23 protein-coding genes, 1 tRNA gene and 1 pseudogene are annotated in these 24,475 nt (G+C 65.8%); 7 read left to right on the top strand and 18 right to left on the bottom strand.

Annotated features, from left to right (window positions below; genetic code table 11):
- Window positions 1–13: 13 nt before the first annotated feature.
- From ptsP to EJ073_RS17315, 12 genes are all read right to left on the bottom strand, one after another.
- On the bottom strand, window positions 14–1,588 hold the full coding sequence (ptsP, locus tag EJ073_RS17370; RefSeq protein ID WP_126056835.1) for a phosphoenolpyruvate--protein phosphotransferase: 1,575 nt from the start codon (window positions 1,586–1,588) through the stop codon (window positions 14–16).
- Window positions 1,589–1,629: 41 nt separating this feature from the next.
- A complete protein-coding gene (locus tag EJ073_RS17365) occupies window positions 1,630–1,932 on the bottom strand; it encodes an HPr family phosphocarrier protein (protein WP_126056834.1) in 303 nt (100 codons plus the stop codon).
- A gap of 20 nt (window positions 1,933–1,952) precedes the next feature.
- Entirely contained in the window at window positions 1,953–2,342 is a 390-nt protein-coding gene (dhaM, locus tag EJ073_RS17360) for a dihydroxyacetone kinase phosphoryl donor subunit DhaM (protein ID WP_126056833.1), read from the bottom strand.
- The gene (gene dhaL, locus EJ073_RS17355; protein ID WP_126056832.1) at window positions 2,342–2,941 is read right to left on the bottom strand and encodes a dihydroxyacetone kinase subunit DhaL; all 600 of its coding nucleotides are present in this window, start codon (window positions 2,939–2,941) and stop codon (window positions 2,342–2,344) included. Before dhaL ends, dhaM begins: the two co-directional genes overlap by 1 nt.
- Before the next feature lie 10 nt (window positions 2,942–2,951).
- The gene (locus EJ073_RS17350) at window positions 2,952–4,595 is read right to left on the bottom strand and encodes a dihydroxyacetone kinase subunit DhaK (protein ID WP_126056831.1); all 1,644 of its coding nucleotides are present in this window, start codon (window positions 4,593–4,595) and stop codon (window positions 2,952–2,954) included.
- A gap of 59 nt (window positions 4,596–4,654) precedes the next feature.
- Complete coding sequence (locus EJ073_RS17345) at window positions 4,655–5,668, bottom strand: ABC transporter ATP-binding protein (protein ID WP_126056830.1); 1,014 nt, start codon at window positions 5,666–5,668, stop codon at window positions 4,655–4,657.
- Window positions 5,661–6,767, bottom strand: a complete 1,107-nt coding sequence (locus EJ073_RS17340; RefSeq protein WP_126056829.1) for an ABC transporter ATP-binding protein — start codon at window positions 6,765–6,767, stop codon at window positions 5,661–5,663. Before EJ073_RS17340 ends, EJ073_RS17345 begins: the two co-directional genes overlap by 8 nt.
- 4 nt (window positions 6,768–6,771) lie before the next feature.
- A complete protein-coding gene (locus EJ073_RS17335; RefSeq protein WP_126056828.1) occupies window positions 6,772–6,975 on the bottom strand; it encodes a hypothetical protein in 204 nt (67 codons plus the stop codon).
- Window positions 6,976–7,165: 190 nt separating this feature from the next.
- Window positions 7,166–8,116: a carbohydrate ABC transporter permease gene (locus EJ073_RS17330; RefSeq protein WP_126056827.1), complete on the bottom strand. Its 951-nt coding sequence runs from the start codon at window positions 8,114–8,116 to the stop codon at window positions 7,166–7,168.
- Entirely contained in the window at window positions 8,113–9,060 is a 948-nt protein-coding gene (locus EJ073_RS17325; protein WP_126059255.1) for a sugar ABC transporter permease, read from the bottom strand. Before EJ073_RS17325 ends, EJ073_RS17330 begins: the two co-directional genes overlap by 4 nt.
- Before the next feature lie 107 nt (window positions 9,061–9,167).
- Window positions 9,168–10,499, bottom strand: coding sequence for an ABC transporter substrate-binding protein (locus EJ073_RS17320; RefSeq protein WP_126056826.1), 1,332 nt, complete (start codon window positions 10,497–10,499; stop codon window positions 9,168–9,170).
- 233 nt (window positions 10,500–10,732) lie between these two features.
- Window positions 10,733–11,431 carry a PIG-L deacetylase family protein gene (locus EJ073_RS17315; protein WP_126056825.1) on the bottom strand — a complete coding sequence of 233 codons (699 nt, stop codon included), beginning with the start codon at window positions 11,429–11,431 and terminating at the stop codon, window positions 10,733–10,735.
- 26 nt (window positions 11,432–11,457) lie between these two features.
- Here EJ073_RS17315 and EJ073_RS17310 point away from each other — a divergent pair, with 26 nt between their 5' ends.
- The 5 genes and pseudogenes from EJ073_RS17310 (at window position 11,458) to nhaA (ending at window position 18,511) form a co-directional block, all read left to right on the top strand.
- Window positions 11,458–12,348, top strand: a complete 891-nt coding sequence (locus EJ073_RS17310; protein WP_126056824.1) for a DMT family transporter — start codon at window positions 11,458–11,460, stop codon at window positions 12,346–12,348.
- Between the two features lie 55 nt (window positions 12,349–12,403).
- A pseudogene (gene hrpB / locus EJ073_RS17305) lies at window positions 12,404–14,868 on the top strand (ATP-dependent helicase HrpB).
- Between the two features lie 101 nt (window positions 14,869–14,969).
- Entirely contained in the window at window positions 14,970–16,292 is a 1,323-nt protein-coding gene (locus EJ073_RS17300; RefSeq protein WP_126056823.1) for an ActS/PrrB/RegB family redox-sensitive histidine kinase, read from the top strand.
- 119 nt (window positions 16,293–16,411) lie between these two features.
- Window positions 16,412–16,975 (top strand): ActR/PrrA/RegA family redox response regulator transcription factor, encoded by a 564-nt coding sequence (locus tag EJ073_RS17295; RefSeq protein ID WP_126056822.1) that lies wholly within the window; start codon window positions 16,412–16,414, stop codon window positions 16,973–16,975.
- A gap of 348 nt (window positions 16,976–17,323) precedes the next feature.
- On the top strand, window positions 17,324–18,511 hold the full coding sequence (gene nhaA, locus EJ073_RS17285) for a Na+/H+ antiporter NhaA (RefSeq protein WP_126056821.1): 1,188 nt from the start codon (window positions 17,324–17,326) through the stop codon (window positions 18,509–18,511).
- Here the strand turns inward: nhaA and EJ073_RS17280 are convergent.
- From EJ073_RS17280 to EJ073_RS17265, 4 genes are all read right to left on the bottom strand, one after another.
- The gene (locus tag EJ073_RS17280; RefSeq protein ID WP_126056820.1) at window positions 18,508–19,542 is read right to left on the bottom strand and encodes an RNA polymerase subunit sigma-70; all 1,035 of its coding nucleotides are present in this window, start codon (window positions 19,540–19,542) and stop codon (window positions 18,508–18,510) included. The two genes, nhaA and EJ073_RS17280, sit on opposite strands and share 4 nt — an antisense overlap.
- Window positions 19,543–19,584: 42 nt before the next feature.
- Entirely contained in the window at window positions 19,585–20,331 is a 747-nt protein-coding gene (locus tag EJ073_RS17275; protein ID WP_126056819.1) for an SDR family NAD(P)-dependent oxidoreductase, read from the bottom strand.
- A gap of 438 nt (window positions 20,332–20,769) precedes the next feature.
- Window positions 20,770–21,270: an MmcB family DNA repair protein gene (locus tag EJ073_RS17270; protein WP_189347525.1), complete on the bottom strand. Its 501-nt coding sequence runs from the start codon at window positions 21,268–21,270 to the stop codon at window positions 20,770–20,772.
- Between the two features lie 62 nt (window positions 21,271–21,332).
- Window positions 21,333–21,406: transfer RNA gene (locus tag EJ073_RS17265), tRNA-Cys, on the bottom strand.
- Window positions 21,407–21,629: 223 nt separating this feature from the next.
- On the opposite strand from EJ073_RS17265, the gene EJ073_RS32945 reads away from it, so the two are divergent.
- On the top strand, window positions 21,630–21,734 hold the full coding sequence (locus EJ073_RS32945; RefSeq protein WP_189347523.1) for an Imm53 family immunity protein: 105 nt from the start codon (window positions 21,630–21,632) through the stop codon (window positions 21,732–21,734).
- Window positions 21,735–22,079: 345 nt separating this feature from the next.
- Here the strand turns inward: EJ073_RS32945 and EJ073_RS32185 are convergent, their stop codons facing one another.
- Window positions 22,080–23,159: a LysE family translocator gene (locus tag EJ073_RS32185; RefSeq protein ID WP_245455268.1), complete on the bottom strand. Its 1,080-nt coding sequence runs from the start codon at window positions 23,157–23,159 to the stop codon at window positions 22,080–22,082.
- Between the two features lie 28 nt (window positions 23,160–23,187).
- Window positions 23,188–23,604 (bottom strand): Cu(I)-responsive transcriptional regulator, encoded by a 417-nt coding sequence (gene cueR / locus EJ073_RS17245; protein WP_126056816.1) that lies wholly within the window; start codon window positions 23,602–23,604, stop codon window positions 23,188–23,190.
- A 227-nt stretch (window positions 23,605–23,831) separates the two neighbouring features.
- Here cueR and EJ073_RS17240 point away from each other — a divergent pair, with 227 nt between their 5' ends.
- On the top strand, window positions 23,832–24,449 hold the full coding sequence (locus EJ073_RS17240; RefSeq protein ID WP_126056815.1) for a L,D-transpeptidase: 618 nt from the start codon (window positions 23,832–23,834) through the stop codon (window positions 24,447–24,449).
- Window positions 24,450–24,475: the final 26 nt, after the last annotated feature.

The raw sequence follows: 24,475 nt of genomic DNA, 5'->3' as shown, positions 1-24,475 counted from the left end.
TTCGCCACGCCGCCTAGACCGGGACTTCAGCGATGGCCGCCTTGGCCATGGCGAGTTGTGCTGGGGCGACCGAAAGGTCGCGCAGGCCTGCCTCGATCAGTGCCGGAATGGCGGCCGGATCGCCGCCCGCATCGCCGCACAGGCTCACCGGAATCCCCTTCTCCCGTCCGAAGCGCACCACCGCTTCTAACAACCTAAGAACCGCCGGATGCCGAACCGAGTTGAGGTAGGTGACGGCGGCATTGTCTCGGGCCGCCGCCATCACATATTGCGTCAGGTCGTTGGAGCCGATCGAGAAGAAGGCGACGTTTGCGAAAGCTTCCGGCGCAATCGCCACAGAAGGCACCTCGACCATGATGCCGAGCGGCGGCATCGTGTGCGCGACGCCGCGCGCGGCAAGGCTCGCCTGCTCCTCCGTGAACAGCGCGGCGGCCTGGCTGTATTCCTCGGGCGTGGCGATCATCGGAAACATGACCTTTAGATTGCCGTGGATGGCGGCGCGCAGCAATGCCCTGATCTGCACCCGGAAAATGTCGCGCCGCTTGAGCGACAGCCGGATGCCGCGCAGGCCGAGAAAGGGGTTGGTCTCCTCGACGGTGAAGCCGGCAACCGGCTTGTCGCCGCCGGCGTCGACGGTGCGGATGGTCACCGGCTTGTCGCCTGCCCATTCCAGCACCTTGCAGTAGGCATGATACTGCGTCTCCTCGTCCGGCAGCGCCTTGCCGAACAGGAACTCCGTCCGCATCAGCCCGACGCCGTCGCAGGTCGAGATGTCGATGCCATCGACGTCGGAAGGGTTGGCGATGTTGACCTGCACGCGCACGGCGGTTCCCGCCTTGGTCACCGCCGGCCGGGTCAGGAAAGACTGCGCCGCGCCCAGGCGCGCGGCGAAGGAGGACGATGATTGCCGGAAGGCGTAGATCTCGGCCGGTGAGGGCGAGAGCACCATCCCGCCGTGCTCGGCATCGAGCAACGCCATGCCTGCGAGGCTGGCCGGGAAGGTGCCGAGCCCGACCACCATTGGCACGCCGCGCGCACGCGCCAGCATGGCGACATGGCTGGCGGTGCTGCCGGCCCTGAGCGCGATGCCGCCACCGGCGCTCCAGTCGATTTCGAGGAAGCGCGTCGGCGCGATGTCCTCTCCATGGAAGATGGCGCCGAGGGGTGCCGTGGGTTCCCCGTCCTCGCTCAGCGCACGCAGGACCTGGTCGCGTATGTCGCGCAGATCAGCGGCGCGTGCGCGGAAATAGTCCTGGTCTGACGCGTCGTAGCCGGCGATTTCGGCGTCGAGCGCCGCCCGCCATGCGACATCGGCGGCCTGGCCGGAGCCGATCGAGGCGAAGGCCGGCGCGCTCAGCGCATGGTCCTGCAGCATGGCGATATGGAATTCCAGGATGCCGGCGGCATCGCCGTCGGCGGTTTCGATCATTGCGCTGAGCCGGCTTACCGCCTTGCCGATCGCGGTCTCCAGCGCCGCAATCTCCTCCGCCGCGCTCGACTTGCTTGTGTAGGCGGCAGGCGGCCGGTCGAGATCGAACAGCGGCCCTTCGGCATAGCCCGTGGAGGCTGGAACACCCTCAATCCGCATGGCCCGCGTTCCTTGCGGTTCCGGCCGCATGCGAGTCCGTCTCAAGCGGACCGGGCATGGTCCGCTTCCTCGTCGAAATCACGCTGCACGAGATCGACCAGCGCTTCGACAGCTTCGCTCGCGCCGTCGCCCCTGGCGCGGATGTACAGCAGCGTTCCCTTAGGCGCCTTGGCCGCCATGACCTTGACGATGCTCTTGGCGTCGAACCAGGGACCGTTGGCGGCCAAGGCCACTTCCACCTCGGCCGCGAACGACTTGGCGAGCTTGGTGAACTTCACCGAAGGGCGCGCGTGCAGACCCACATCGTGGGTGATCAGGACCATGGCTTCGGCGGATGCGGACATGCGGTCGGGTTCCCGTTCATTCACGACGGCGAAAGTTCATGCGCCGTCGCCACCACTTCCTTGAGCGAGGCGCCGCCGGAGGCTTCCGTCGCCGCCATGACCGCGCCCTCGACGATCGGCGCGTTGCACACAACAATCCTGTGCGAGCGCGGTTCGCCGATCATTTCGACCGCCATCTCGCTGTTGGTCTCGGCGCCGCCGAGATCGACGAGGATGGCGACGCCCGCCTCCGACCAGGCCTTGTCGATGGCGCCCATGATCGCCTCGACACTGGTGCCGAGCCCGCCATGGCCGTTTCCGCCGCACCATGCAAGCGGCACTTCGTCGCCGACCATCTGGCGCACCATGTCTGCGGTGCCTTCGGCGACCAGCGGCGAATGCGAGACGATGACGATACCAACGTTGCTCATCAGCGGTCCTCGACGGTTTCAGCGACTGCGCGTACCAGAAGCGCGGTCGAGCGTGCCCCAGCGTCCATATGCCCGATCGAGCGATCGCCCAGGAAGGAGGCGCGCCCGCGCAGGGCCTTCATCGGCACAGTCGCGTCAGCCGCGTGATCGGCGGCATCGGCGATTTCCGTGCCTGTCTTGCCTTGCGCCAGCGCCTCATACACCGGCTGCAGCACGTCCAGCATGGTCTTTTGTCCAGGTTGCGATTTGCCCCGCGCCGCGACCGCCTCGATCGCCCTGCCAAGCGCTGCCGTCAGCGCGGCGCGGTCAGGCGTGCCCGGCAGTTCCTTGCCGAGCGCCATGAACAGCGTGCCGAACAACGGGCCAGAGGCCCCGCCCACGGTCATCACCAGCTTGGTGCCGATCGCCTTCAAAGCGTCCGGCAAGGGCTTCGCGGCGATCGCCTCGGCGTCGGCCCGCACCGCCTCGAAGCCGCGCTTCATGTTCAGCCCGTGGTCGCCGTCGCCGATCGCCTGGTCGAGCCCGGTCAGTTCCTCGGCATGCGCCGCGATCGTGTCCGCCGCCGCCACGATCAAGTTGGAGAAATCGGATGCGGCCATTCTCTGTCCTTCATGCCGGGGCGAACATGGCCGCCACGGCCACAAACACTTCCGCCACCGCGAATGCGCCTGGATCGGCGACGCCGTCAAGCTGGCGGCCGATATAGGCGGAGCGCCCGGCCTTCGCTTTCTGCATCGCGGCGGTGGCCTCCGCTCCATGCCGCGCGGCCGTCGCGGCTGCTTCCAGCCCGCCTGTATCGAGCGCCTTGAGCGCCGGCTCCAGCGCGTCGACCATGGTGCGGTCACCGACCTTTGCGCCGCCGTAGAAGGTCATCCGGTCGAGGCCGGCGAGCAGCGCCTTGGGCAGAGCCGCGCCAAAACCCAAAGTCTGCGCCGCGGCGGTGAAGAAGATCGACAAAAGTACACCGCTCGAACCGCCCATCGCGGTCCCCAGCGTATCGCCGATTGCCGCCAGCGTTGCAGCCCGGTCGGCAAGCGGCAGCGTGTCGAGACGCTCGAGGACGCTGCGCGCGCCGGTCGCCACCGTCGACCCGGTATCGCCGTCGCCGGCCTTGGCGTCTAGCCCGTTCAAGGGCTCCTCCAGCGAGATCAGCTTCTCGCAAACGACGGTGATCAACCGCTCGGCGGCGGTGTCGCGGCTCGCCGCCTTCGCGGTGGCGTGAACCGCCGGCTTGGCCGCCGCCACGACGACCGGCTGGCGAACCGGCTTCGTCGGCAGCCAGGCGTGCGGACCGACCGGCGCCAGCAGCGCCGCCTCGCGTTCGGCATCCAGCCTGATCAGCGACAGCGAGAAGCCGTTCATGTTGAGCGCGGTCATCAGATGGCCGGGACCCACCGTCAGCGTCACCGCCTTCGCCAGCGGCGAGGCGAGCACCGCATTGGCGATCAGCGACATTTCGAGCGGCGGCACCGATCCGAGATTGTTGATCAGCAGGGCATGGCGGCTGCCAGGATCGAGCCGCGCGGCAAGACGCTCGGCCATGATGGCGACCAGCCTGCCGGCGCTCTGCAGCGCGATGCGCTCGACGCCCGGCTCGCCATGGATGCCGAGCCCGAGCTCGCCATCGTCGGCGCCGAAGCGATCCTCATGCGCCTGACCGGGGATCGAGCAGGAAGAGAGCGAGATGCCGAGCGAAAAAATGTCCTTTGCCGCCGCCCGCGCTGCCGCTGCTACTGACACCAGGTCACGGCCGGTTTCGGCAAGATGCCCCGCGATCTTGTGGACGAACAGCGTGCCGGCGACGCCGCGCGGCTGCGCGATGTCGGGCAGCGCGATGTCGTCGCCGACGATCACCATCTCGACCGCAAAGCCTTCGACGCGCGCCTTCTCGGCGGCGAGGCCGAAATTGAGGCGATCGCCGGTATAGTTCTTGACGATCAGCAGGCACCCGGCCGGCCCGGTCGTGGCGCGGATCGCCGCCAGCACTGCCTCGACGCTGGGCGAGGCGAAGATCTCGCCGGAGACAGCCGCCGTCAGCATGCCGGCGCCGACGAAGCCGGCGTGCGAGGGTTCATGTCCGGCGCCGCCGCCGGAAACGACGGCAACCTTCGTCTTGTCCCAGTCGGCGCGCAGCACGACCTTGATCTCGGGATAGCCGTCGAGCCGCGCCAGCGTGCCCGAGCCGGCGGTCGCAAGAAAGCCGTCCAGCGCTTCGGTGACGATCGAGTCCTTGCGGTTGAAAAAGTGCTTCATGGATTCGTCCAGTCCGTATCTGCGGTCGTCAATCGGTGTGCGATGGGTGCGCGGTCCGCCTACATCAGTCTTTGCCCGTCCGAGCCGAAATAAAGCGGCGAGCGGTAGCGGATCGTCACCCTGTCCCCCTTTTCGAGCGCCGTGTCGGGGTCGGTCAGTGTCACCAGCTTCCTTGTCCCCACCGTCACATGCAGATGGTTCTGGTCGCCGAGATGCTCGACCCAGTCGACGACGCCGTCGGCATGGCCGTTCGCGGCCTTCTCGATCGACAGGTGTTCGGTGCGCGCGCCGATCGTCCTGGTACCGGTTGGCGCGCCGCCATCCGGCAGCAGCCCTGCAGGCAGAAGGTTGATCGCCGGCTGCCCCAGGCGGGCCGCGACATGAAGGTTTGCCGGCTCGGAATAGATGGCGCGCGGCGTGCCGATCTGCACCAGCACGCCTTCGGCCAGGATGCCGATGCGGTCGGCCATGGTCATTGCCTCGATCTGGTCGTGCGTGACATAGAGCATGGTGGCGCCGAGTTCGGACTGGATGCGCTTCAGCTCGAGCCTGAGATCCGCGCGCAGCTTGGCATCGAGCGAAGACAGCGGCTCGTCCATCAAATAGATGGACGGCTTGCGCACCAGCGCCCGGCCGATGGCGACGCGCTGCATCTCGCCGCCGGAGAGCTTGGTCGAGCGGTTGTCGAGCTTGTGGTGGATACGCACCAGCCTGGCCACCTCCTCGACGCGGCGTCGCACCGCGTCCTCGCTGAGCTTGCGGGCCGGCGAGCGCAGCGGGAAGGCGAGGTTGTCGAAGACTGAGAGGTGCGGATAGAGCGAATATTGCTGGAAGACGAAGGCCGTGTCGCGCTCGGCCGGCGACAGCACCGTGGCGTCGCGGCCGGCGATGTGGATCGTGCCGCTATCCGGCCGCTCCAGCCCGGCGATCAGCCTGAGCGTCGTCGTCTTGCCGGCGCCGGTCGGGCCGAGCAGCACGACGAACTCGCCGTCCTTGATCTGCAGGTCGAGATTGTCGACGGCGACGGTCTCGCCAAAACTCTTGCTCACGCCCTTGATGTGCACGTCAGCCATGGCGCGCCTCCGCTGCCTTGTCATACATGGCGGTCTTCACCGCGCGGCCGGTGCCCTTCTCGAACAGCGACAGCCGAGCGCTGCTGAGCGACAAGCCGACCGGCTCGCCCGGATTGAGCCGGATCTCGGCCGGCACCCGCGCCTTGATGATGCCGTCCGCCGTCTCCACCGCCACGATTTGCGTGGTGCCGAGATATTCGGTGCCGTAGATGGCGCCGCGCAATTTCGAGGCCTCGTCGAAGCGGATGTGCTCGGGACGGATGCCCAGCGCCATGTCGGCCGGTGCGATGTCCTCGCGCACCTCCGGCACGGCGACCTTGGCGCCCTGCACGAGAATCTCCTTCGCGCCCCTGGCCAGTCCGCCGCCGAACTTGAGGAAATTCATCGGCGGCGAGCCGATGAACTCGGCGACGTACATCGTCGCCGGGCGGTCGTAGATCTCGCGCGGGGTTCCGAACTGCTCGATGATGCCGTGGTTCATCACGGCGATCTTGTCGGCCATCGACATCGCTTCCATCTGGTCGTGCGTGACGTAGACGGTGGTGGCGTGGATGCGGCTGTGCAGCTCGCGCAGTTCATGCACCATCAGATCGCGGAACTCGGTATCGAGGGTGCCGAGCGGCTCGTCCATCAGGAAGCATTTCGGCCGCCGCACGATGGCGCGGCCGAGCGCGACGCGCTGGCGGTCGCCGCCGGCAAGGCCGGAGACCGATTTGTTAAGCAAATGATCGATGCGGAGCAGCTTCGCCGTCTCCTCCACCCGCTGGCGGATCTCGGCCGACGGCATGCCTTGCGCCAAGAGCGGGAAGCCGATGTTCTTGCGCACGTTCATGTGCGGGTAGAGCGCGAAGAGCTGGAAGACGAAGGCGATGTCGCGCTCCCGCGCCCGGCGCATCGTGACGTCCTCGCCGCCGAGCAGGATCTTGCCGCCGGTCGGCAACTCAAGCCCGGCGATCATGCGCAAGGTAGTGGTCTTGCCGCAGCCCGACGGGCCGAGCATGACGAAGAACTCGCCGTCCTCGACGACGAAGTTGGAATCCTGCACGGCGACGAAATCGCCGAAGGCTTTCCTAAGATGTTGGACGCGGATTTCGGCCATCGTCCTACTCCGGGAATTTCGAGACGATGATGAACATCAAGGTGCCTGCAAGCATGGTGATGAAGGAATAGGTGTAGAGCGACAGCGCGAAGGGCTGGAACAGCATCAGGAAGCCGATGGCGATAATAGCGGTGGCGATGTTCTCCAGCAGGCCGCGCCTTGCCCAGCGAGGCCATGAGGAGCGCTTGGAGACAACAGTGCGGCTCATGCGACACCGCCTTCCTTCTCCCCGTTCACGGGGAGAAGGTGGCCCGAAGGGTCGGATGAGGGGCGGCGCAAACGCCCCTCATTGAGACATATGTCGGCGCTGCCCCTCATCTGCCTGCCAGCATCTTCTCCCCGTGAACGGGGAGAAGGGACGCTGCCCCAGCGCTGGTTCCACACTTGCTGACTGTTCATCATTTGCGCACCGCGCCGAAGGTGATGCCGCGCAAGAGCTGCTTGCGGAGCAGGATGGTGAAAACCAGGATCGGCACCAGGAAGATCGTCGTGCCCGCCGCTACCGCCGGCCAGTCCTGGCCGCCTTCGCCGATGATGGTCGGGATGAAGGGCGGCGCGGTCTGTGCCGTGCCGGAGGTCAGGAGCGCGGCAAACGCATATTCGTTCCAGGCGAAGATCAGGCAGAAGATGGCTGTCGCGGCAATGCCGGTGGTCGCCTGCGGCAGCACCGTGCGCCAGAAGGCCTGCAGCCTGGTATAGCCGTCGATCATCGCCGCTTCCTCGTATTCGCGCGGGATCTCGTCGATGAAGCCCTTGAGCAGCCACACGGCGAGCGAGACGTTGACCGCGGTGTAGAGCAGGATCATGCCGAGCGCGGTGTCGGAGAGGCCGATCTCGCGGTACATCAGGTAGATCGGGATGGCGACCGCGATCGGCGGCATGAAGCGCGTCGACAGGATGAAGAACAGAAGGTCGTCGGCGAGCGGCACCTTGAAGCGCGAGAAGCCGTAGGCCGACAGCGTGCCGAGGAACACCGCGCAGAAGGTCGAGCCGAAGGCGATGATCAGCGAATTGACGAAGCGCGGCAAGAAGTTCGACGGCCCCGCGATCACCATGTTGCGCTTGCGCACCGTCTCGTCGCAGAAGCCGGTCGCCGGTCCGAGCGAGTTGATGTATTCCGGCGTCTGCCGGGTGCGCGTCGTGAACAGGTTGCAATACCCCTCGATGCTCGGCTGGAACACGATCTTCGGCGGATAGGCGATCGAATCCGGCGGCGTCTTGAAGCTGGTGGCGAAGATCCACAGCAGCGGCACGATCGAGATCAGCGCATAGGCGACGATGATCGTGCCGGCGACCAGCTTCGAATTCGCCGAGGGCGCGACGACGGAATGGGCTGATGTCAGGCTCATCTCTGCTTCACCTTGTTGAGCGCCTTGACGTAGATGTTGGCCAGGCCAAACACGGCGACGAACAGGATGATGGCGAAGGCCGAGGAATAGCCGGTGCGCCAGCTCTCGAAGGCCTGCCGCTTCAGCGTGATCGACGCGACCTCGGTGGTCGAGCCCGGCCCGCCGCCAGTCAAGAGATTGACCATGTCGAACATCTTGAAGTTCTCGATGCCACGGAACAGCACCGCCAGCATGATGAAGGGCAGCGCCATCGGCAGCGTGATCGACCAGAACTGGCGCCAGTTGGAGGCGCGGTCGACCTCGGCCGCCTCGTAGATGTATTCGGGGATCGAGCGCAGGCCGGCGAGGCAGATCAGCATCACGTAAGGCGTCCACATCCAGGTGTCGACGATGATGATCGACCACGGCGCCAGGTCGACGTTCGACAGCATTTGCACATTCGTCGGCGGAATGCCGGTGACGAAGGAGATGACATAGGAGAACAGGCCGATCTGCGGCTCGTAGAGGAAGCGCCAGAAATTGCCGACCACCGCCGGCGACAGCATCATCGGCACCAGGATGATGGTCGTCCAGAAGGCGTGGCCGCGGAACTTGCGGTCGATCAGCCAGGCCAGCGTGAAGCCGATCACCGTTTGCAGGAGGATGGTCCAGAAGACAAAATGCGCCGTCGTCTGCATGGCGATCCAGATGTCCTGGTCGGTCAGGATGCGCTTGTAGTTGGCAAGCCCCAGGTTCTTCACCACCTCGTTCGGGCGGTTGGCGCGGTAGTTGGTGAAGGACAGATAGATCGCCCAGAACAGCGGGAAGATGTTGATGGCGAGCAGCAAAAGGATCGTCGGCGAGATGAACAGCCAGGCGAGGCCCTTGTCGCTGATGCCCCGGACCCGGCGGGCCAACGGCTCCGGCGTGGCCCGGGCAACGTTGTCCGCAGTCCGATTGAGCATGGTCAGTCCTGCATCGGTCACTTGGATGTCTCTGCGATGGAATTTATCTGAACTGCGTCCCGTGCCAAGGGCGGCACGGGACGCTGCGGTCTGGCCCGGGAGGAGCCTTACATCTTGCCGTCGTCCTGGAACACCTGCGTCCAGTCCTTGACCAGGCCGTCGAGCGCGTCCTTGGCCGAACCCTGGCCGGCCACGACATAGTCATGGAAGCGCTTCTGCGAGGCCTGCAGCAGTGGTGCGTAGCTCGGCTCGGCCCAGAAGTCCTTCACGATGGCCATCGAGTCGAGGAAGGTCTGCGCATAGGGCTGGCTGGCCGGGAACTTCGGGTCCTTGACCACCGCGTTAAGGCAGGAATAGCCGCCCAGCGACCACCACTTGGCCTGCACGTCCTTGTTGGCGAACCACTTGATGTATTTCAGCGCCGATTCCTGTTTGTCGGAATAGGAGACCACCGAGATGCCCTGGCCGCCGAGCTGGGCGAACTGGTCGCCGTCGGGACCCTTGGGATTGGCGAAATAGCCGATCTTGTCGCCGCCGACATTCTCGTCCTTCTGCAGGCCAGGCCAGGTGAAGGCGAAGTTCATGTGCATCGCCACCTGGCCGGATTTGAAGGCGTCGACGCCTTCGCCCATATAGCTGTTCGAGGCGCCGGGCGGGGTGCAGCAATCATAGAGCGCCTTGTAGAACTCCAGACCCTTCACCGACTTCTCGGAGTTGACGAAGCCTTCCATCTCGTAGGGCTTCTTCGGATTCTCATACTGGAAGCCGAAGCTGTAGAGCACGTCCATGGCGCCCATGGTGATGCCTTCCGAGCCGCGCTCGGTATAGATCGAGGCGCCATAGACCGTCTTGCCGTCGATCTCGCGCTTCTGGAAGAATTCGGCGACCTGCTTCAGCTGATCGAAGGTCGCCGGCGGACCGAGATCCCAGCCGTACTTCTCCTTGAATTCCTTCTGCAGCTCCGGCTTGGAGAACCAGTCCTTGCGGTAGGTCCAGCCGACGACGTCGCCCATGGCCGGCAGTGCCCAGTAGTTCGGCGTGTTCTTCGGCCATTCCGAATAGCCGACCACGGTCGCCGGCACGAAGTCGTCCATGCTGATCTTCTCCTTGTCGAAGAAGTCGTTCAGCTTGACATAGTGGCCGTTCTCGGCGGCGCCGCCGATCCACTGGCTGTCGCCGATTATCAGGTCGCACAATTTGCCGTGCGAGTTGAGCTCGTTGAGGAAGCGGTCGGCATAGTTGGTCCACGGCACGAACTCGAACTTCATGCCGATGCCGGTTTCCTTGGTGAAGTCCTTGGACAGTTCCACGAGTGCGTTGGCCGGGTCCCAGGCGGCCCAGCAAAGCGTCAGGTCTTCCGCATGCGCGGCGTTCGAGACGGCGGTCGACGCGGTGATCGCCGAGGCCAGACCCAACGCCAGTTTCAAGGTCGATTTCATGCCTTCCTCCCATTTGCGAAACGCGTCCGGATGACGGTTTCAAGAGCCCTCAACCCCCGCTCCTCCGGGGGCCTAAACGTGACGGTGCGCTGAGCGCCGGATGTTTAGTAATTTGTTTAGTGATGCTCTTTTTACTAAACAACGCAAGCGAATTCGTTGCTGCGCCGCAACATGGCGGAAGGCACGCTTGAAATCGTTGGAAAATAACCGCCGACCGTTCCGGCCGTTCGTTGTCAGCCCGCTTGCTGCACGGTCTTCGAACTCACCGTCACTGGCCGGATCGGCGGCGCCGGCGGCAGCAGGGCGCGGATGTCGGCGAAGGGGAAGACCGGCTCGAAGCGGAAGGCTTCGGCAAGCGCACCCGAGGCGCCGTTGCATTGGCTGGCGCGGAAGGCGTTCAGCGTCCGCGATGCCTCGACGAAGCGCTCGGGGTCTTGCGAGCGATGCGCCCGGATCGCGTCAGCCTTGATCCCGGCATGGCCGGAGATGTCGACGTAATGCGTCGGCGAAAAGCCGGTGCCGCCAAGCGTATCGGCATGCAGCACCGGCACCGCGAACGATGCCGCGATGCGCACGCCGTCCGACAGCGCACGGTGGTCGCCATGATAGTCGTTCGGCGCATGGGTGATGGCGAGATCGGGCTTCACCTCGCCGATCAGCGTCCTCAGCGCGCCGATCAGGGCGGCGTCGGCCACGAGCGCCCCGTCGGGAAAGTCGAGGAAGCGCGGGACGACGCCAAGCAGCCCTGCCGCCGCCGTCGCTTCCTCGCGGCGCGCGCGGGCAAGGGTTGCCGGAGCGCCCTTGCCGCCCTTGGCGCCGTCCGTGGCTATGGCGAAAGTCAGTTCTGCGCCTAGCGCGGCATAGGCGGCCATCGTACCGAACATGAATATCTCAATGTCGTCCGGATGCGCGCCGAGCGCCAATACTCTCACTCTTCTCTCCCCGGAAATGGAAAAACGTGCCGAACGGAATCCTGCTCGCCCTGCTCGCCTATGCAAGCTATTCGGGCAGCGATGCCGTTATCAAGAGCCTGGGCGGACAGTTCACCGTCTTCGAGATCGGCTTCTTCGTCACCTTGTTTGCCGGCTGTCTCCTTTTCTTCACCCGTCCGGCAAACGAGCGTTGGCGTGATTTCTGGCGCATGAAGCGGCCATGGGCCGTGCAGGCCCGGGCCTGGTGCGGCATCGCCTCCGGCGTGCTCAGCGTCTACGCCTTCACCCACATTCCGCTGGCCGAAGTCTACGCGCTGATCTTCCTGGCGCCCCTGCTGGTCACCGTCCTGTCGACCGTCATCCTGAAGGAAAAGGTCGGCCCGTGGCGTTGGCTGGCCGTGGTCGCCGGCTTCGCCGGAGTGATGCTGGTGGTGCGGCCAGGCTTTCGCGAATTGAACCTTGGCCATCTGGCCGCCTTCGTGAATGCCTTTCTCGCCGCCACCAGCGTCATCCTGATGCGCTCGCTTGCCCAGCAGGAGAAGCGCACGTCCATGCTCGGTGTCCTGGTTGGCTACGGCCTGCTGTTCAACGGAGCTGGTGCCGCTACCGCCGCCTTCGCGTTGCCGAACCCCGTGCAGTTCGCCTGGCTGGCCATGGCCGGCGCCTTCACCGCCGGCGGGCAACTGATGCAACTGCTCGCCGCCAAATACGCGCCGGCCAACCGCATCGCGCCGATGCACTATTCGCAGATTGTCTGGGCCGTGATCCTGGGCGCGCTGTTCTTCCACGAATATCCGGACGTGCTGTCGCTCATCGGCCTCGCCGTAGTCGGCGCCTCCGGCTTGCTCACCATGGTGCGCGAGGAGGTGCGGCTGGGCACGGTGCGCTGGAATCCATTTTCGCGCACCAGGCTTTGAGGTGGCCGTCAGCGCGTTGTTGCGTGCTGGCCATGGGCGCTGATATGCGGGCGTGATGAAGACCAACCCCTTGCCGGAGCTTCCGGTCTCCGCCGTGCTGCCGGCTCTTGGCGAAGAGCTGGCGACGAAGAGCAGCGCCGTGCTGGTGGCGCCGCCCGGCGCCGGCAAGACGACTCTGGTGCCGCTGGCGCTGCTCGACGCGCCGTGGCTCGGCGCGGGCAGGATCATCCTGCTCGAGCCGCGCCGGCTCGCCGCTCGCGCCGCCGCCCGCCGTATGGCCGAGTTGCTCGGCGAGGAACCCGGCGGAACCGTCGGCTATGCCATGCGCATGGAGAACCGCACCTCGGCGCGGACGAAAATCCTCGTCGTCACCGAGGGTGTTCTCTCGCGCATGATCCTCGACGATCCCGAACTGCCCGGCGTCTCCGCCGTCATCTTCGACGAGTTCCACGAGCGCTCGCTCGACGGCGATTTCGGCCTGGCGCTGGCGCTCGACGTGCAGGGCGCGTTGCGGCCGGACCTGCGCCTGCTGGTCATGTCGGCGACGCTCGACGGCGCGCGCGTGGCCAGACTCTTGTCAGGCGCGCCGGTGATCGAGAGCGAGGGCCGCGCCTTCCCGGTCGACATTCGCTATGACCAGCGGTCGCCGGGCACGGCGATCGAGGACGCCATGGCCATGGCGATCCGTACGGCGCTTGCCGAGGAAAGCGGCAGCCTGCTCGCTTTCCTGCCCGGCCAGCGCGAGATCGAGCGCACCGCAGAGCGGCTGCGGGATCGCATCAGTGCCGACACGGACATCGTGCCGCTCTATGGCCAGCTCGACAACAAGACGCAGGACGCGGCGATCAGGCCGTCGCCGCCGGGCCGCCGCAAGGTGGTGCTGGCGACCTCGATCGCCGAGACCTCAATCACCATCGACGGCGTGCGCGTCGTCATCGATTCCGGCCTGTCGCGGCTGCCGCGCTATGAGCCGGCCAGCGGCCTGACCAGACTGGAGACGGTGCGCGTCAGCCGGGCTTCCGCCGACCAGCGAGCCGGCCGCGCCGGCCGCACGCAAGCAGGCGTGGCCATCCGGCTGTGGCGGGCCGAGCAGACCGCGGCACTTCCCGCCTTCACCCCGCCTGAAATCCTCGAGGCCGATCTTTCCGGCCTGCTGCTCGACTGCGCAGCCTTCGGCGTCGCCGATCCCACGAGCCTGTCCTTCCTCGATCTGCCACCGGTTCCGGCGCTCAACGAAGCGAGGGCCTTGCTGGTCGCCCTGCATGCCATCGAGGACGCCGGGCGTCTCACCGACGCCGGTGCCGCCATGCGCAAGCTCGCGCTGCCGGTGCGGCTTGCCCATATGGTCGCCGAAGCCGCCGCAACCGGCCACGCGATGGAGGCGGCCACCCTTGCCGTGCTGCTCACTGAGCGCGGGCTCGGCGGCGACGGCGCCGATCTCGAACGCCGGCTGATGCGCTTTCGAACCGAGAAGTCGCCGCGTGCCGTGTCGGCCCGCCAGCTCGCCGAACGGCTGGCGAGGCAGGCTACACCCTCCGCCCCGAGGGGGAGGGTCAGAGTGCCGGCGCGCACCTCATCCACGCCTGGCCGGACCGCGTCGCCAAAGCACGCGGCGAACGCGGCCGTTTCGTGCTGGCCAATGGTTCGGGCGCCATGGTCGATGCCGCCGATCCGCTGGCGGGCGAGACCTGGCTGGTCGTTGCCGACCTGCAGGGCAAGGCGCAGAACGCCCGCATCACCGCCGCCGCTCCGGTCGACGAGACCGATATCCGCGCCGCCCTTGCCGACCGCATCGAGATCCGGCGCGAGACAAGCTTCGATCGCGACCGGCGCGCCGTGCGCGTGCGCGAGACAGCCCGGCTCGGCGCCATCACACTGGCCGAGCGCATGCTGCCGGCGCCGTCCGGCGTCGACGCGGATCGGGCGATCCTCGAAGCCCTGCGTGAGCATGGCCTGTCGCTGCTCGACTGGGGCAAGGAGGCCGAGACGCTGCGGCAGCGGCTCGGCTGGCTCAATCGCGGCCTCGGCGCACCCTGGCCCGATGTTTCCGACGCCGCCCTGCTCGACCGTATCGAGGACTGGCTGCTGCCGTTTCTGACGGGCGCGGCGTCCTTTGCCGCGATCAATTCCGGCGCCCTGTCGGCCGGCCTCATGTCATTGGTGCCGCACGAACTGCAGCGCAAGGTCGAAGCGCTGGCGCCGACCCATTTCGATGCGCCGTCGGGCAGCCATGTGCCGATCCGCTATGATGGCGAATGGCCGGTGCTGGCGGTGCGCGTACAGGAGCTGTTCGGCCTCGACAGGCATCCGGCGATCGCCAATGGAACCGTGCCGCTGACGCTCGAACTCCTCTCGCCGGCGCACCGGCCGATCCAGACGACGCGCGACCTGCCCGGCTTCTGGCGCGGCTCGTGGGCGGATGTGCGCACCGACATGCGCGGCCGCTATCCCCGACATGTCTGGCCGGAAAACCCACTCACTACCGCCGCCACCAGCCGCGCCAAGCCACGCGGAACCTAGTCCTGGCAAAAGCTTGGGCAGTCCGTCCTGGTGGCCTCAGCCGTCAAGTCCCCGCTACAGCGCTACTAGCGCTTACCCTCCTGCGGCGATAATCGTAATCCATGATCAACATCCTGCGCTCACCGGACTTCCAGCAAAGCCAGAGGCTGCGGCTCAACACGCTGATCCGGCTACGCTGGCTGGCCATCGTCGGCCAGAGCCTGACGGTGCTCGTCGTCGCCTATGGGCTGAAATTCCCGTTGTCCGTCAGCATGTGCTTCGCGCTGATCGCCTGTTCGGCTTGGATGAACCTGTGGCTGACCTTCCGCTACCCGGCGGCGCACCGGCTCACCCCGCTCTCGGCGTTCGCCATCCTGACCGTCGACAGCCTGCAGCTGGCCGGCCTGCTCTACATGACCGGCGGTCTCACCAACCCGTTCTCGGTGCTGCTCAGCGTACCCGTCGTCATCTCGGCGGCGTCGCTGCCGCTGCGCCTCACCGCGGTGCTGGGGGCGCTGGTCATGGTGGCGGCCACGCTTCTGGGCTTCTTCCATCAGCCGCTGCCCTGGTACGAGGGCGCGCCCCTGGAAATGCCCTTCATCTATGTCGCCGGCATGTGGATGGCGGTGTTCGCCTCGATCGCCTTCACCGCCATCTACGCCTTCCGCGTCGCCGAGGAAGCGCGCCTGCTTGCCAACGCGCTCGCCGCCACCGAGTTGGTGTTGCAGCGCGAGCAGCATCTGTCGGCACTGGACGGGCTCGCCGCCGCCGCGGCGCATGAGCTCGGCACGCCGCTTGCCACCATCACGCTGGTCGCCAAGGAAATGGAGAAGGCGCTCGGTGAGGACATGAAATTTGCCGAGGACGTGAAGCTGCTGCGCTCGCAGAGCGAGCGCTGCCGCGAGATCCTGAAGCGGCTGACCAGCCTGTCCTCCGAGGGCGAGGCGCATCTGTCGCGTCTGCCGCTGACTTCGCTGGTGGAGGAGGTGACGGCCCCGCACCGCGATTTCGGCATATCAATCAAGCTGCGGCCCGGCGAGCGCATCGGCCCCGAGCCGGTCGGGCGGCGCAATCCAGGTGTCATCTACGGCCTTGGCAATCTGGTCGAGAACGCCGTCGACTTCGCCCGCAAGACCGTCACCGTCAGCTGGAGCTGGGACGACGCCGAAGTTATCTTTTCGATAATCGATGACGGGCCGGGCTTCCCGCCGGAGATCATCGACCGCATCGGCGAACCCTATATGTCGACGCGGCAAGGCACCGAAGCCGGCGGCGGCCTCGGGCTCGGCCTGTTCATAGCCAAGACCTTGCTGGAGCGCTCCGGCGCAACGCTGGATTTCCGTAATTCGAGCGGGTTGGGCGAGGGCGCCGTGGTGCAGATATCCTGGCCGCGCGGCGTCTTTCTCAACCCCGAATCGTCTTCGAGCATGTTCGACACCGCCTGAAACCACGCTTTAACCTGCATGGTCGCCTCATCGGGGCCGGTTGCGGGCTCTTAAAATTGGACAATAGTGGCGCGGAACTGTATCTGCGTAAGCTTAAGGCAGCAGGAATTCTGGACACCATGAGTGGAGACGAAACGACTGGCGCAATGGTTGAGGGCGAGGACACCTCGCTGCTGATCGTCGACGACGACAAGCCGTTCCTGACCCGGCTCGCCCGCGCCATGGAAACCAGGGGCTTCGTCGTCGAGACTGCCGAGAGCGTCGAGGAGGCGGTCGCCAGGGCGCGCGACCATCCGCCGGCCTACGCCGTGGTCGACATGCGGCTCGGCGACGGCAACGGCCTCGATGTCATCGCCGCCATCCGCGAGAAGCGCGACGACGCCCGTGCCGTCATCCTCACCGGCTACGGCAATATCGCCACCGCCGTCACCGCCGTGAAGCTCGGCGCCATCGACTATCTTTCCAAGCCGGCCGACGCCGACGATGTCTTCGCCGCGCTCACCCGTACCTCCGGCGAACGCGCCGCGCCGCCGGAAAATCCGATGTCAGCCGACCGCGTGCGCTGGGAGCACATCCAGCGCGTCTACGAAATGTGCGACCGCAACGTCTCGGAAACCGCGCGCCGGCTCAACATGCACCGCCGCACCCTGCAGCGGATTCTCGCCAAGCGCGCGCCGCGTTAGGATCGCCAAGCGCGCAGGGCAAAGCCTCGGGAAACGGCGAATTCAGTTTTGTGGTGAGCATCGCTATTCGCCGAAGTCAGCGCTGCCCCTCATCGCCCTGCCGGGCACTTCTCCCCGTATAGTGACGGGGATAAGGCAGCCGCAACGTCGGCTCTCATCTGCAACGTCGGAGATTTGCGAAGTCATCGGCCACAGCGTCCCTCTCCCCGTCACTATACGGGGAGAGGGGTGCCGGCAGGCAGGTGAGGGGCGGCGCCAGCGTTCGGAAAGTGTGATGCTTGCCCAGTCGTCGAGCTTTGCGCATCATCGCGAATAATGCCTACCGGAAAAACCCCGCACGGAGGCGACATGCACGACGACCGCCCGAAATCCATCCTGCGCGAATTCCTCGACGGCGAGGCGGCCGGCGGCATCATCCTGATGGTGGCGGCGGCACTTGCGTTGATCGTCGCCAACTCGCCGCTCGCCCAGATCTACTTCGCCGCCCTCCACGCCTATCTCGGGCCGCTCAGCGTCGCGCACTGGATCAATGACGGGCTGATGGCGGTGTTCTTCCTGCTGGTCGGCCTGGAGATCAAGCGCGAGATGCTGGACGGCCAGCTTTCGACCTGGCCGCGCCGCGTGCTGCCCGGCATTGCCGCCGCCGGCGGCATGGTGGTGCCGGCGCTGGTTTATGTCGCCATCAACAGGGATAATTCCGCCGCGCTGTCCGGCTGGGCGATCCCGACCGCCACCGACATCGCCTTCGCGCTCGGCGTGCTGTCGCTGCTCGGCAATCGCGTGCCGGCCTCGCTGAAGATATTCCTCACCGCGCTCGCCATCATCGACGATCTCGGCGCCGTCATCATCATCGCGCTGTTCTACACCAGCGGCCTGTCGCTCGCCTATCTCGGCGCCGCCTTCGCGGTCATCGCCGTGCTTGTCGTGCTCAACCGCATGCGGGTTATGAACCTGATCCCCTATCTCCTGCTCGGCGCCGTGCTTTGGGTGTTGGTGCTGAAATCGGGCGTGCACGCGACGCTTGCCGGCGTGGCGCTGGCGCTCACCATCCCGCTCGAGCGCGCCGCCGGCATCAGCCACGACCTCGAGCAGTCGCCGCTGCACCGGCTGGAGCACGGCCTGCACAAGCTCGTGCCCTTCCTCGTCATCCCGATCTTCGGCTTCGCCAATGCCGGCGTATCGCTTGCCGGCCTGAGCATGGCCGCCTTGGTCGAGCCGCTGACGCTGGGCGTCGCCGCCGGCCTGGTTCTCGGCAAGCTGGTCGGCGTGTTTGGCTCATCGGCGCTCGCCATCCGGCTCGGCCTTGCCGACCTGCCGGTCAATGCCGGTTGGCTGCACATGATCGGTATTTCGCTGCTCTGCGGCATCGGCTTCACCATGAGCCTGTTCATCGGCCTGCTCGCCTTTGCCAGCGATGTGGCGCTGCAGGACGCGGTCAAGGTCGGCATCCTCGCCGGTTCGCTGGTCGCCGCGCTGCTCGGCGCGGCAGTGCTGCTGGCCGCGCCGCCGGCTGCGGGTGAGGCGGACGAAGACTAGCTTGGCGGCAGGCCGAAGCCCGCGAACAGTTGAGGTCCGAGCGGCGGCACATAGATCGTCAGGCAAGCGATTGCGCCGCCCGCAGGCTCGATGACATGCAGCGAGTGCGGCCGCCAGACAAGATCCTGATGGCTCAACGCATAGACACCGACAGCGGGCTGGCCGTTGGCTCTGGTGGCCACCGTGCGATAGCCGGCAAAATTGCCCCAGACGGTCTCGAGGAAAGCGCCGATCGCCTTGCGCCCCCGGTACCATTCCCGCCATGGCGGCATGTGATAGGTGGCATCCTCCCGCAACAGGTCGACGAGGCCGTCGAGATTGTCGGCCTGCCAGGCCCGCATATAGCGTTCGAGCAGCAGGCCCTCTTCCGGGCTGGGCCGTGACCGCTGCAAGGGGCGGCCTTCAGGATACCGCTGGCCAAGCGTCGCGCGAGCCCGCTGCAGGGCGCTGTTGATCGAGGCGGTCGATCCGCCCAGCAGCTGCGCGGTCTCGGCGGCCGACCACCCCAGCACGTCGCAAAGCAGAAGCGCCGCCCGCTGCCTCGGCGGCAGGAGCTGGATCGCCGCTACGAAGGCGAGTTGCACGGCCTCGCGGGTCTCGTAACGCGCTTCCGGCCCGGGCTCGGCGCCGGCAAAGGCCGGGAGCTCGGTGTCCGGATAGGGCTCCAGCCAGGCGATCTCGGCGACGGGTCCTCCGGTCGCGGGTCCATCGGAGGGCGGTCGTGCGGGCTGCATTAGAATGCGGCGCGCCGCCGCTCTCGCCTTGATGGCGTTGAGGCAGCTGTTGGTGGCGATGCTGTAGAGCCAGCCGCGAGGAGAGCCGCGCCCGTCGAATTGCGACCTTGCGCGCCAGGCCTTGAGGAAAGTGTCCTGGACAAGGTCCTCGGCCTCGTTGAGCGAGCCCATCATCCGGTAGCAGTGCAGCTTGAGCTCGCGGCGATGCGTCACGGTCAAGCGCTCGAAGGCCAGCCGATCGAGGATCGGCTGGCCTGGCCGGCCCAATTGCTCAGAAGCGCCGGGAGCGTCTGTCATGCGGAGCCTGCGGGGCTGAGTTCGGCCGGCATCCTGCGCGCCTCATGCCGCCGCCGCAAGTCCGGCGCCACTCACCACGAAGGAACTGCCTTGCTGCTTCGCGGTGGCGAGCTGGACCACCGCGCGCCCGACATCGGCCGGGGTCTGCATGTCCGTCATGCTGGCCAGGAAGTCCGCCGGGCGGATGCCCATATAGGCCGAAATGCTGTCGATGCCGCGGTCACCGACCCCGGTGCCGGGCATGATGCGCATCGGCGAAAGCGCCATGAAGCGCAGGCCGAGGCCGAGCCGGTCCGACTCTTTTTGGCAGTGGCCGGCCAGGAACACCTGCATGCGTTTGGCGCCGCCATAGCTGCCGGAATTCGGCGGCCCGCCGCTGAAGGCCGCCCCGCTGGAGATCAACACCACCCGGCTCCCTGGCTTGAGCCGACCCTGAAGCGCGGCCCTGCAGAACAGGAACGACGCCTTGACGTCCATCTCCCAGTTTGCCGAGAACACTTCCCAGCTCTGCTCCTGCACCGGCGCGGATGCGGCAAGCGCGCCCGCCGAGACCACCAGCACATCCGCCGCAAGCGCGTCGAAAACGGCTTCGGGCGCGCTCTCTTCCGTCGCGTCGACCGCCAGGGTCTTTACGTCCGGCTTCTCCCAGGCAAGCTGTTTTAGCGCGGCGGTACCGCGGGCGACGGCCAGCACCGTTGCCCCTTCGCCAAGCGCTGCTTCCACGATCGAGCGGCCGACACCCCGGCTGCCTCCGATGACGACGACATTCTGACCTTCCAACGATCCCATGGACCACCTCTCATTCCGGGCCGCCGGACCATCCGGTCGCGCCTGTTGATGAGGACAGCCGGGGTCAGCGGAAATCATCGGTGCGGGATCGAAAAAGTTCTCACGGGTGATCGACAAGGCTCGCGCCAAGGTCGCTGCCTGTTACCTTCTCTTCGTTTATGGCACGGCAATCGCATATGGCAGCGCCAGCCCCCGCTCCGGCCGCTGCCCGGCCACCTCTCCCCCATTCCATGGGGCGAGGAAACGCTAACCGCCCAGGTCGCGGCCTCGGAAAGCTTGGGTTCCTCGCCCCCACTATATGTGGCGGAGAGGTGGCTCGGCGAAGCCGAGACGGAGAGGGGGAGCGCCATATTCGATAGGAGAAGGTGGCGACAGCCGGACGAGGAGCGGCGGAAGGCCTGCAGGATGAAGCTTCAGCCAACTCGGTCAGCCGGCCGGTTACTCGCTCTCGCCATCCAGCGCCGGCACCGAAACACCGGCAAGCTCCGCCGCCAAAAGCCGCGCCGCGCCCGCCCTGGCGATGCGCAGCATCAGCGCCTTGCGCGTCGCCGCCGCCATGCGGTGCTCCGGCGCGTCGCGCAGGATCTCCGCGCCATAGCCGTCGGAGAGGATGAAGCCGCATTCCTCCGGAAAGATGTCCGAGGGCACGCCGGGATGGGTGGCGAAGAAGAAGCGGTCGGAATGCAGCCGGTAATCGGGCCATTTGCGGTCGACGCGGAAATCCTCTATCGAGGACTTGATCTCGATGATCCAGATGTCGCCCTGCCGGGTCAGCGCGACGAGATCGGCGCGCCGGCCGGTGGCGAGCGACAGTTCCGGCAGCACATGCGCGCCCATTTCGGCGAGCAGCCGCTGCACCCCGCGTCGCACCAGCATGGCGCGCTCCGACTGGCGGCCGTCGATCAAGGGGTTGATGGGAATCGGTGAGATGATGGGCATGGCCGGCACCATGCCAGATTTTGTTCACGGTTTGAACCCAGCAATAATCAAGCCTGGATTGCTGGAGGTCTGAATGGGAATTGAACCCATTACGTCGGTTTTGCAGACCGATGCGTCACCGTCCCGCCCTCAGACCTTGATGCGTCTATGCCCAATCCAATAGCGCCTAGTCAACCTGGTCGATGATCACGCGGCGCTGGCGACGTAAAATGGACACCAACTGCCATCCCGCCTTCCGGCGCTCCAATTCCGTGATCTGCCCTGCCGTGAGCTTCGACGCATGGCGTTTGTATATTGACAGACCCGCTTTGGTCGAAAGCCTTCTTCCCACGCTAATGCCGGTCCGGTAGCTTGGCTGGATGGACGTTCTGGATTGGTTGGCCCGATGGTACAAAGCACAATGCGATGGGGACTGGGAGCACCAGTCTGGTCCTTCGATCGGCACCATCGATAATCCGGGGTAGTCATTAAAGTCGACCTTGCAGGGACGGACTGCGATGGGCGGACCCTTGATTTGATAAGGCACAACTACGAGCACAAAACCGACTGTGGGCGTGCTGGACAGAGGACAACGTGTTTCAGAGCGTTGGTGGCCCGCTCCACCTTGGTTCGTTTCTTGAGACGTTTCGAGACTCGGCGACGAACGTCCGGTGAGCTCTCTGGGCCCACCCGAGACCCCGCCATCTGGACATTAGCTACCGTTAATGGTTGTGTCCGCTTGCATTCGCCGCTGGTGATTGCAACAGGTGGCAACCTGGCCCGCGTCTTTCCGTCCAGGGAAAGACGCGGGTTCACCGCCTGTCCGGCGCTCAAAGGCGCGGATGCGGTTCAGCAACAGCGCCCGGCTGAATGGGAACACCCGGAAACGATTGGACGGTGGTCACGCAAGGGCGCCAATTGCACCCAAAAGAAGTCAGCGCCGGAACCGTTTTCAGCCTTGAAAGGTCGAGAGCGCCGATCATATAGAAACATATATGTTTCTTGTTGCTTTCGGGGCGGAAATGGCGGTGGACAGAGCGGTATCGAATGGCGAGAGGCTTTCGGCCTTCGATCTCGATACGCTGCGCGAGATGTTCAGGAAGTCGGTTCGCGAGCATGGCGTCACGACAGCCGATTGGGCGGAACACGCCAGATTGTTCATCAAACAGACCACCAGCCGCAAACCCGGCAAGAAGCGTTCGCGAACGGCATAGCCATCGCCGCCCCCTGGACTGCCGGCAAATCGCCGGGCTTACGCCCGCGCCGCGGGAGCCGATCCCGAATTGCCGGAGAGCAGCAGCCTCAATCTCAGGCCGATCATCACCACGCCCGTGAAACGCTGCTGCCAGGCCAGCAGGCCGGGCCAGCGGTAGAGCCATTGGCCGATGGTGTGGGATGCCAACGCCACCGAGCCCGGCGAGAGGATGCCTCCCAGCTTCTGGATGGTGCCCAGAACGACGAGCTGGGTCCACACCGGACCGGAACCCGGATCGACGAACTGCGGCAGGAAGGCGAACATGAAGAGCAGGGATTTCGGGTTGGCTGTTGATCGTCCCTTCGCGGACCGCCGACCAGTCTGAAATGCGGCTCACGGCGAGACGCTTCGTTTTCTGGCCGCCCAGGCTCGACGCGATCATCCTGACGCCGAGATAGAGCATGTAGAGCGCGCCGGCCCATTTCAGCGCGGTGAGGCCCGCCGGATAGGCTTGCAGCAGCGACGCGATGCCGAGCACGAGCAGGCCGACCTGCACGACGCCGGCCACGAAGATCATGCCGACGACGGTGAGCAGGGCGATCCGCCGCCGTTGTCTGATGCCGCGCGCGATCACCAGCATTATGTCGGGGCCGGGCGTGATCTCGAGCACCACCAGCGCCGCGATGAAGGTCAGCAGGGCCGTGGTGGTTGGCAAGGGCGCGATCCTGTCGTGGCTGCGGCGATCAGTTCGCCGTCTTGCTGTGCTCGTCCACGGTCAAGCCCGCCATGTCGTCCAGGATCGGGCAGTCCGGGCGGTGGTCGCCGTGGCAGGCGTGGACCAGCGTCTGCAAGGTGGCGCGCATCGATTGCAGCTCGCGCACCCTCTCCTCGATCGCCCTGACATGGGCTGCGGCGATCTCGCGCACGTCGTGGCTGGCGCGTTCGCGGTCCTGGTAGAGCGCCATCAGCTGGCGGCAGTCGTCGATGGAGAAGCCGAGATTGCGCGCGCGGCGCAGGAAGGCCAGCCGGTGGATGTCGTCGCCGGAATAGTCGCGATAGCCGTTGCTGGCGCGCGAAGGCGCGATCAGGCCGATCTCTTCATAGTAACGAATGGTCTTGGCCGGCAGCCCCGACCGCTCCGCGGCATCTCCGACATTCATGGCACTTTCCTCGACTTCGCCCGTCCCGCCGGACCGGCCCATTGATTTTGCTTCACAATCCTATGAGTCCTGTTGCCGAAATGCCGCAGTCGCGGCCTTACCGGCAGGTAAGGTCTTGCATATAGGCAGTGCGTGCTTGGCAAGCAAAAGAAATGCCAGCATGAATGGTTTCAGGAAAAAGCGGCCGACTCGTGCCGCGATCAACGGGCTGGGCATCGGACCTATTCATGCGCTTGAAGTCTTTTGCAATCGTCGCTGCTCTTGCGCTGTCGACCGCGATTTCCGGTTGCAGCACCATCGGCTCGCGACTCTTCACCAACGACTATGGCGCGGTTACCGATGCGGGCTATCAATTGCCGCGCATCCCGATCGAGAAGGTTCCGGCGCGCTTCCATCGCCAGGAAGTGGACTACGACACTAAGGAAAAGCCGGGCACCATCATCGTCGATACCCAGAACAAGTTCCTCTACTTCGTCGAGGGCGACGGGCTGGCGATACGCTACGGCATCGGCGTCGGTCGTGAAGGCTTCGAGTGGCACGGCACCGCCCGCATCGCGCTGAAGCGCGAATGGCCGACCTGGACGCCGCCCTCGCAGATGATCAAGCGCCAGCCGGAACTCGCCAAATTCGCTGGCGGTATGGAGCCGGGCCTGAAGAACCCGCTCGGTGCGCGCGCCATGTATCTGTTCAACAAGGGCGGCGACATGGGCTACCGACTGCATGGCAGCCCGGAATGGAATTCGATCGGCAAGGCGATGTCGTCGGGCTGCATCCGGCTGATGAACCAGGACATCATCGACCTCTACGACCGCACCTCGGTCGGCGCCAAGGTCATCGTGATGTAAGGACCATGATCCCGAAAGTGGGAACC

The organism is Mesorhizobium sp. M4B.F.Ca.ET.058.02.1.1, assembly GCF_003952505.1.
GTDB lineage: Bacteria > Pseudomonadota > Alphaproteobacteria > Rhizobiales > Rhizobiaceae > Mesorhizobium.
The sequence above is the reverse complement of the archived record's forward strand: the minus strand, read 5'-3'. Positions and strand labels throughout refer to the sequence as shown.

Coding starts and splice junctions, on each gene's coding strand:
- ptsP (WP_126056835.1), bottom strand. CDS start 1,588: ATGCGGATTGAGGGTGTTCCAGCCTCCACGGGCTATGCCGAAGGGCCG.
- EJ073_RS17365 (WP_126056834.1), bottom strand. CDS start 1,932: ATGTCCGCATCCGCCGAAGCCATGGTCCTGATCACCCACGATGTGGGT.
- dhaM (WP_126056833.1), bottom strand. CDS start 2,342: ATGAGCAACGTTGGTATCGTCATCGTCTCGCATTCGCCGCTGGTCGCC.
- dhaL (WP_126056832.1), bottom strand. CDS start 2,941: ATGGCCGCATCCGATTTCTCCAACTTGATCGTGGCGGCGGCGGACACG.
- EJ073_RS17350 (WP_126056831.1), bottom strand. CDS start 4,595: ATGAAGCACTTTTTCAACCGCAAGGACTCGATCGTCACCGAAGCGCTG.
- EJ073_RS17345 (WP_126056830.1), bottom strand. CDS start 5,668: ATGGCTGACGTGCACATCAAGGGCGTGAGCAAGAGTTTTGGCGAGACC.
- EJ073_RS17340 (WP_126056829.1), bottom strand. CDS start 6,767: ATGGCCGAAATCCGCGTCCAACATCTTAGGAAAGCCTTCGGCGATTTC.
- EJ073_RS17335 (WP_126056828.1), bottom strand. CDS start 6,975: ATGAGCCGCACTGTTGTCTCCAAGCGCTCCTCATGGCCTCGCTGGGCA.
- EJ073_RS17330 (WP_126056827.1), bottom strand. CDS start 8,116: ATGAGCCTGACATCAGCCCATTCCGTCGTCGCGCCCTCGGCGAATTCG.
- EJ073_RS17325 (WP_126059255.1), bottom strand. CDS start 9,060: ATGCTCAATCGGACTGCGGACAACGTTGCCCGGGCCACGCCGGAGCCG.
- EJ073_RS17320 (WP_126056826.1), bottom strand. CDS start 10,499: ATGAAATCGACCTTGAAACTGGCGTTGGGTCTGGCCTCGGCGATCACC.
- EJ073_RS17300 (WP_126056823.1), top strand. CDS start 14,970: ATGATCAACATCCTGCGCTCACCGGACTTCCAGCAAAGCCAGAGGCTG.
- EJ073_RS17295 (WP_126056822.1), top strand. CDS start 16,412: ATGAGTGGAGACGAAACGACTGGCGCAATGGTTGAGGGCGAGGACACC.
- nhaA (WP_126056821.1), top strand. CDS start 17,324: ATGCACGACGACCGCCCGAAATCCATCCTGCGCGAATTCCTCGACGGC.
- EJ073_RS17280 (WP_126056820.1), bottom strand. CDS start 19,542: ATGACAGACGCTCCCGGCGCTTCTGAGCAATTGGGCCGGCCAGGCCAG.
- EJ073_RS17275 (WP_126056819.1), bottom strand. CDS start 20,331: ATGGGATCGTTGGAAGGTCAGAATGTCGTCGTCATCGGAGGCAGCCGG.
- EJ073_RS17270 (WP_189347525.1), bottom strand. CDS start 21,270: ATGCCCATCATCTCACCGATTCCCATCAACCCCTTGATCGACGGCCGC.
- EJ073_RS32945 (WP_189347523.1), top strand. CDS start 21,630: ATGGACGTTCTGGATTGGTTGGCCCGATGGTACAAAGCACAATGCGAT.
- cueR (WP_126056816.1), bottom strand. CDS start 23,604: ATGAATGTCGGAGATGCCGCGGAGCGGTCGGGGCTGCCGGCCAAGACC.
- EJ073_RS17240 (WP_126056815.1), top strand. CDS start 23,832: ATGCGCTTGAAGTCTTTTGCAATCGTCGCTGCTCTTGCGCTGTCGACC.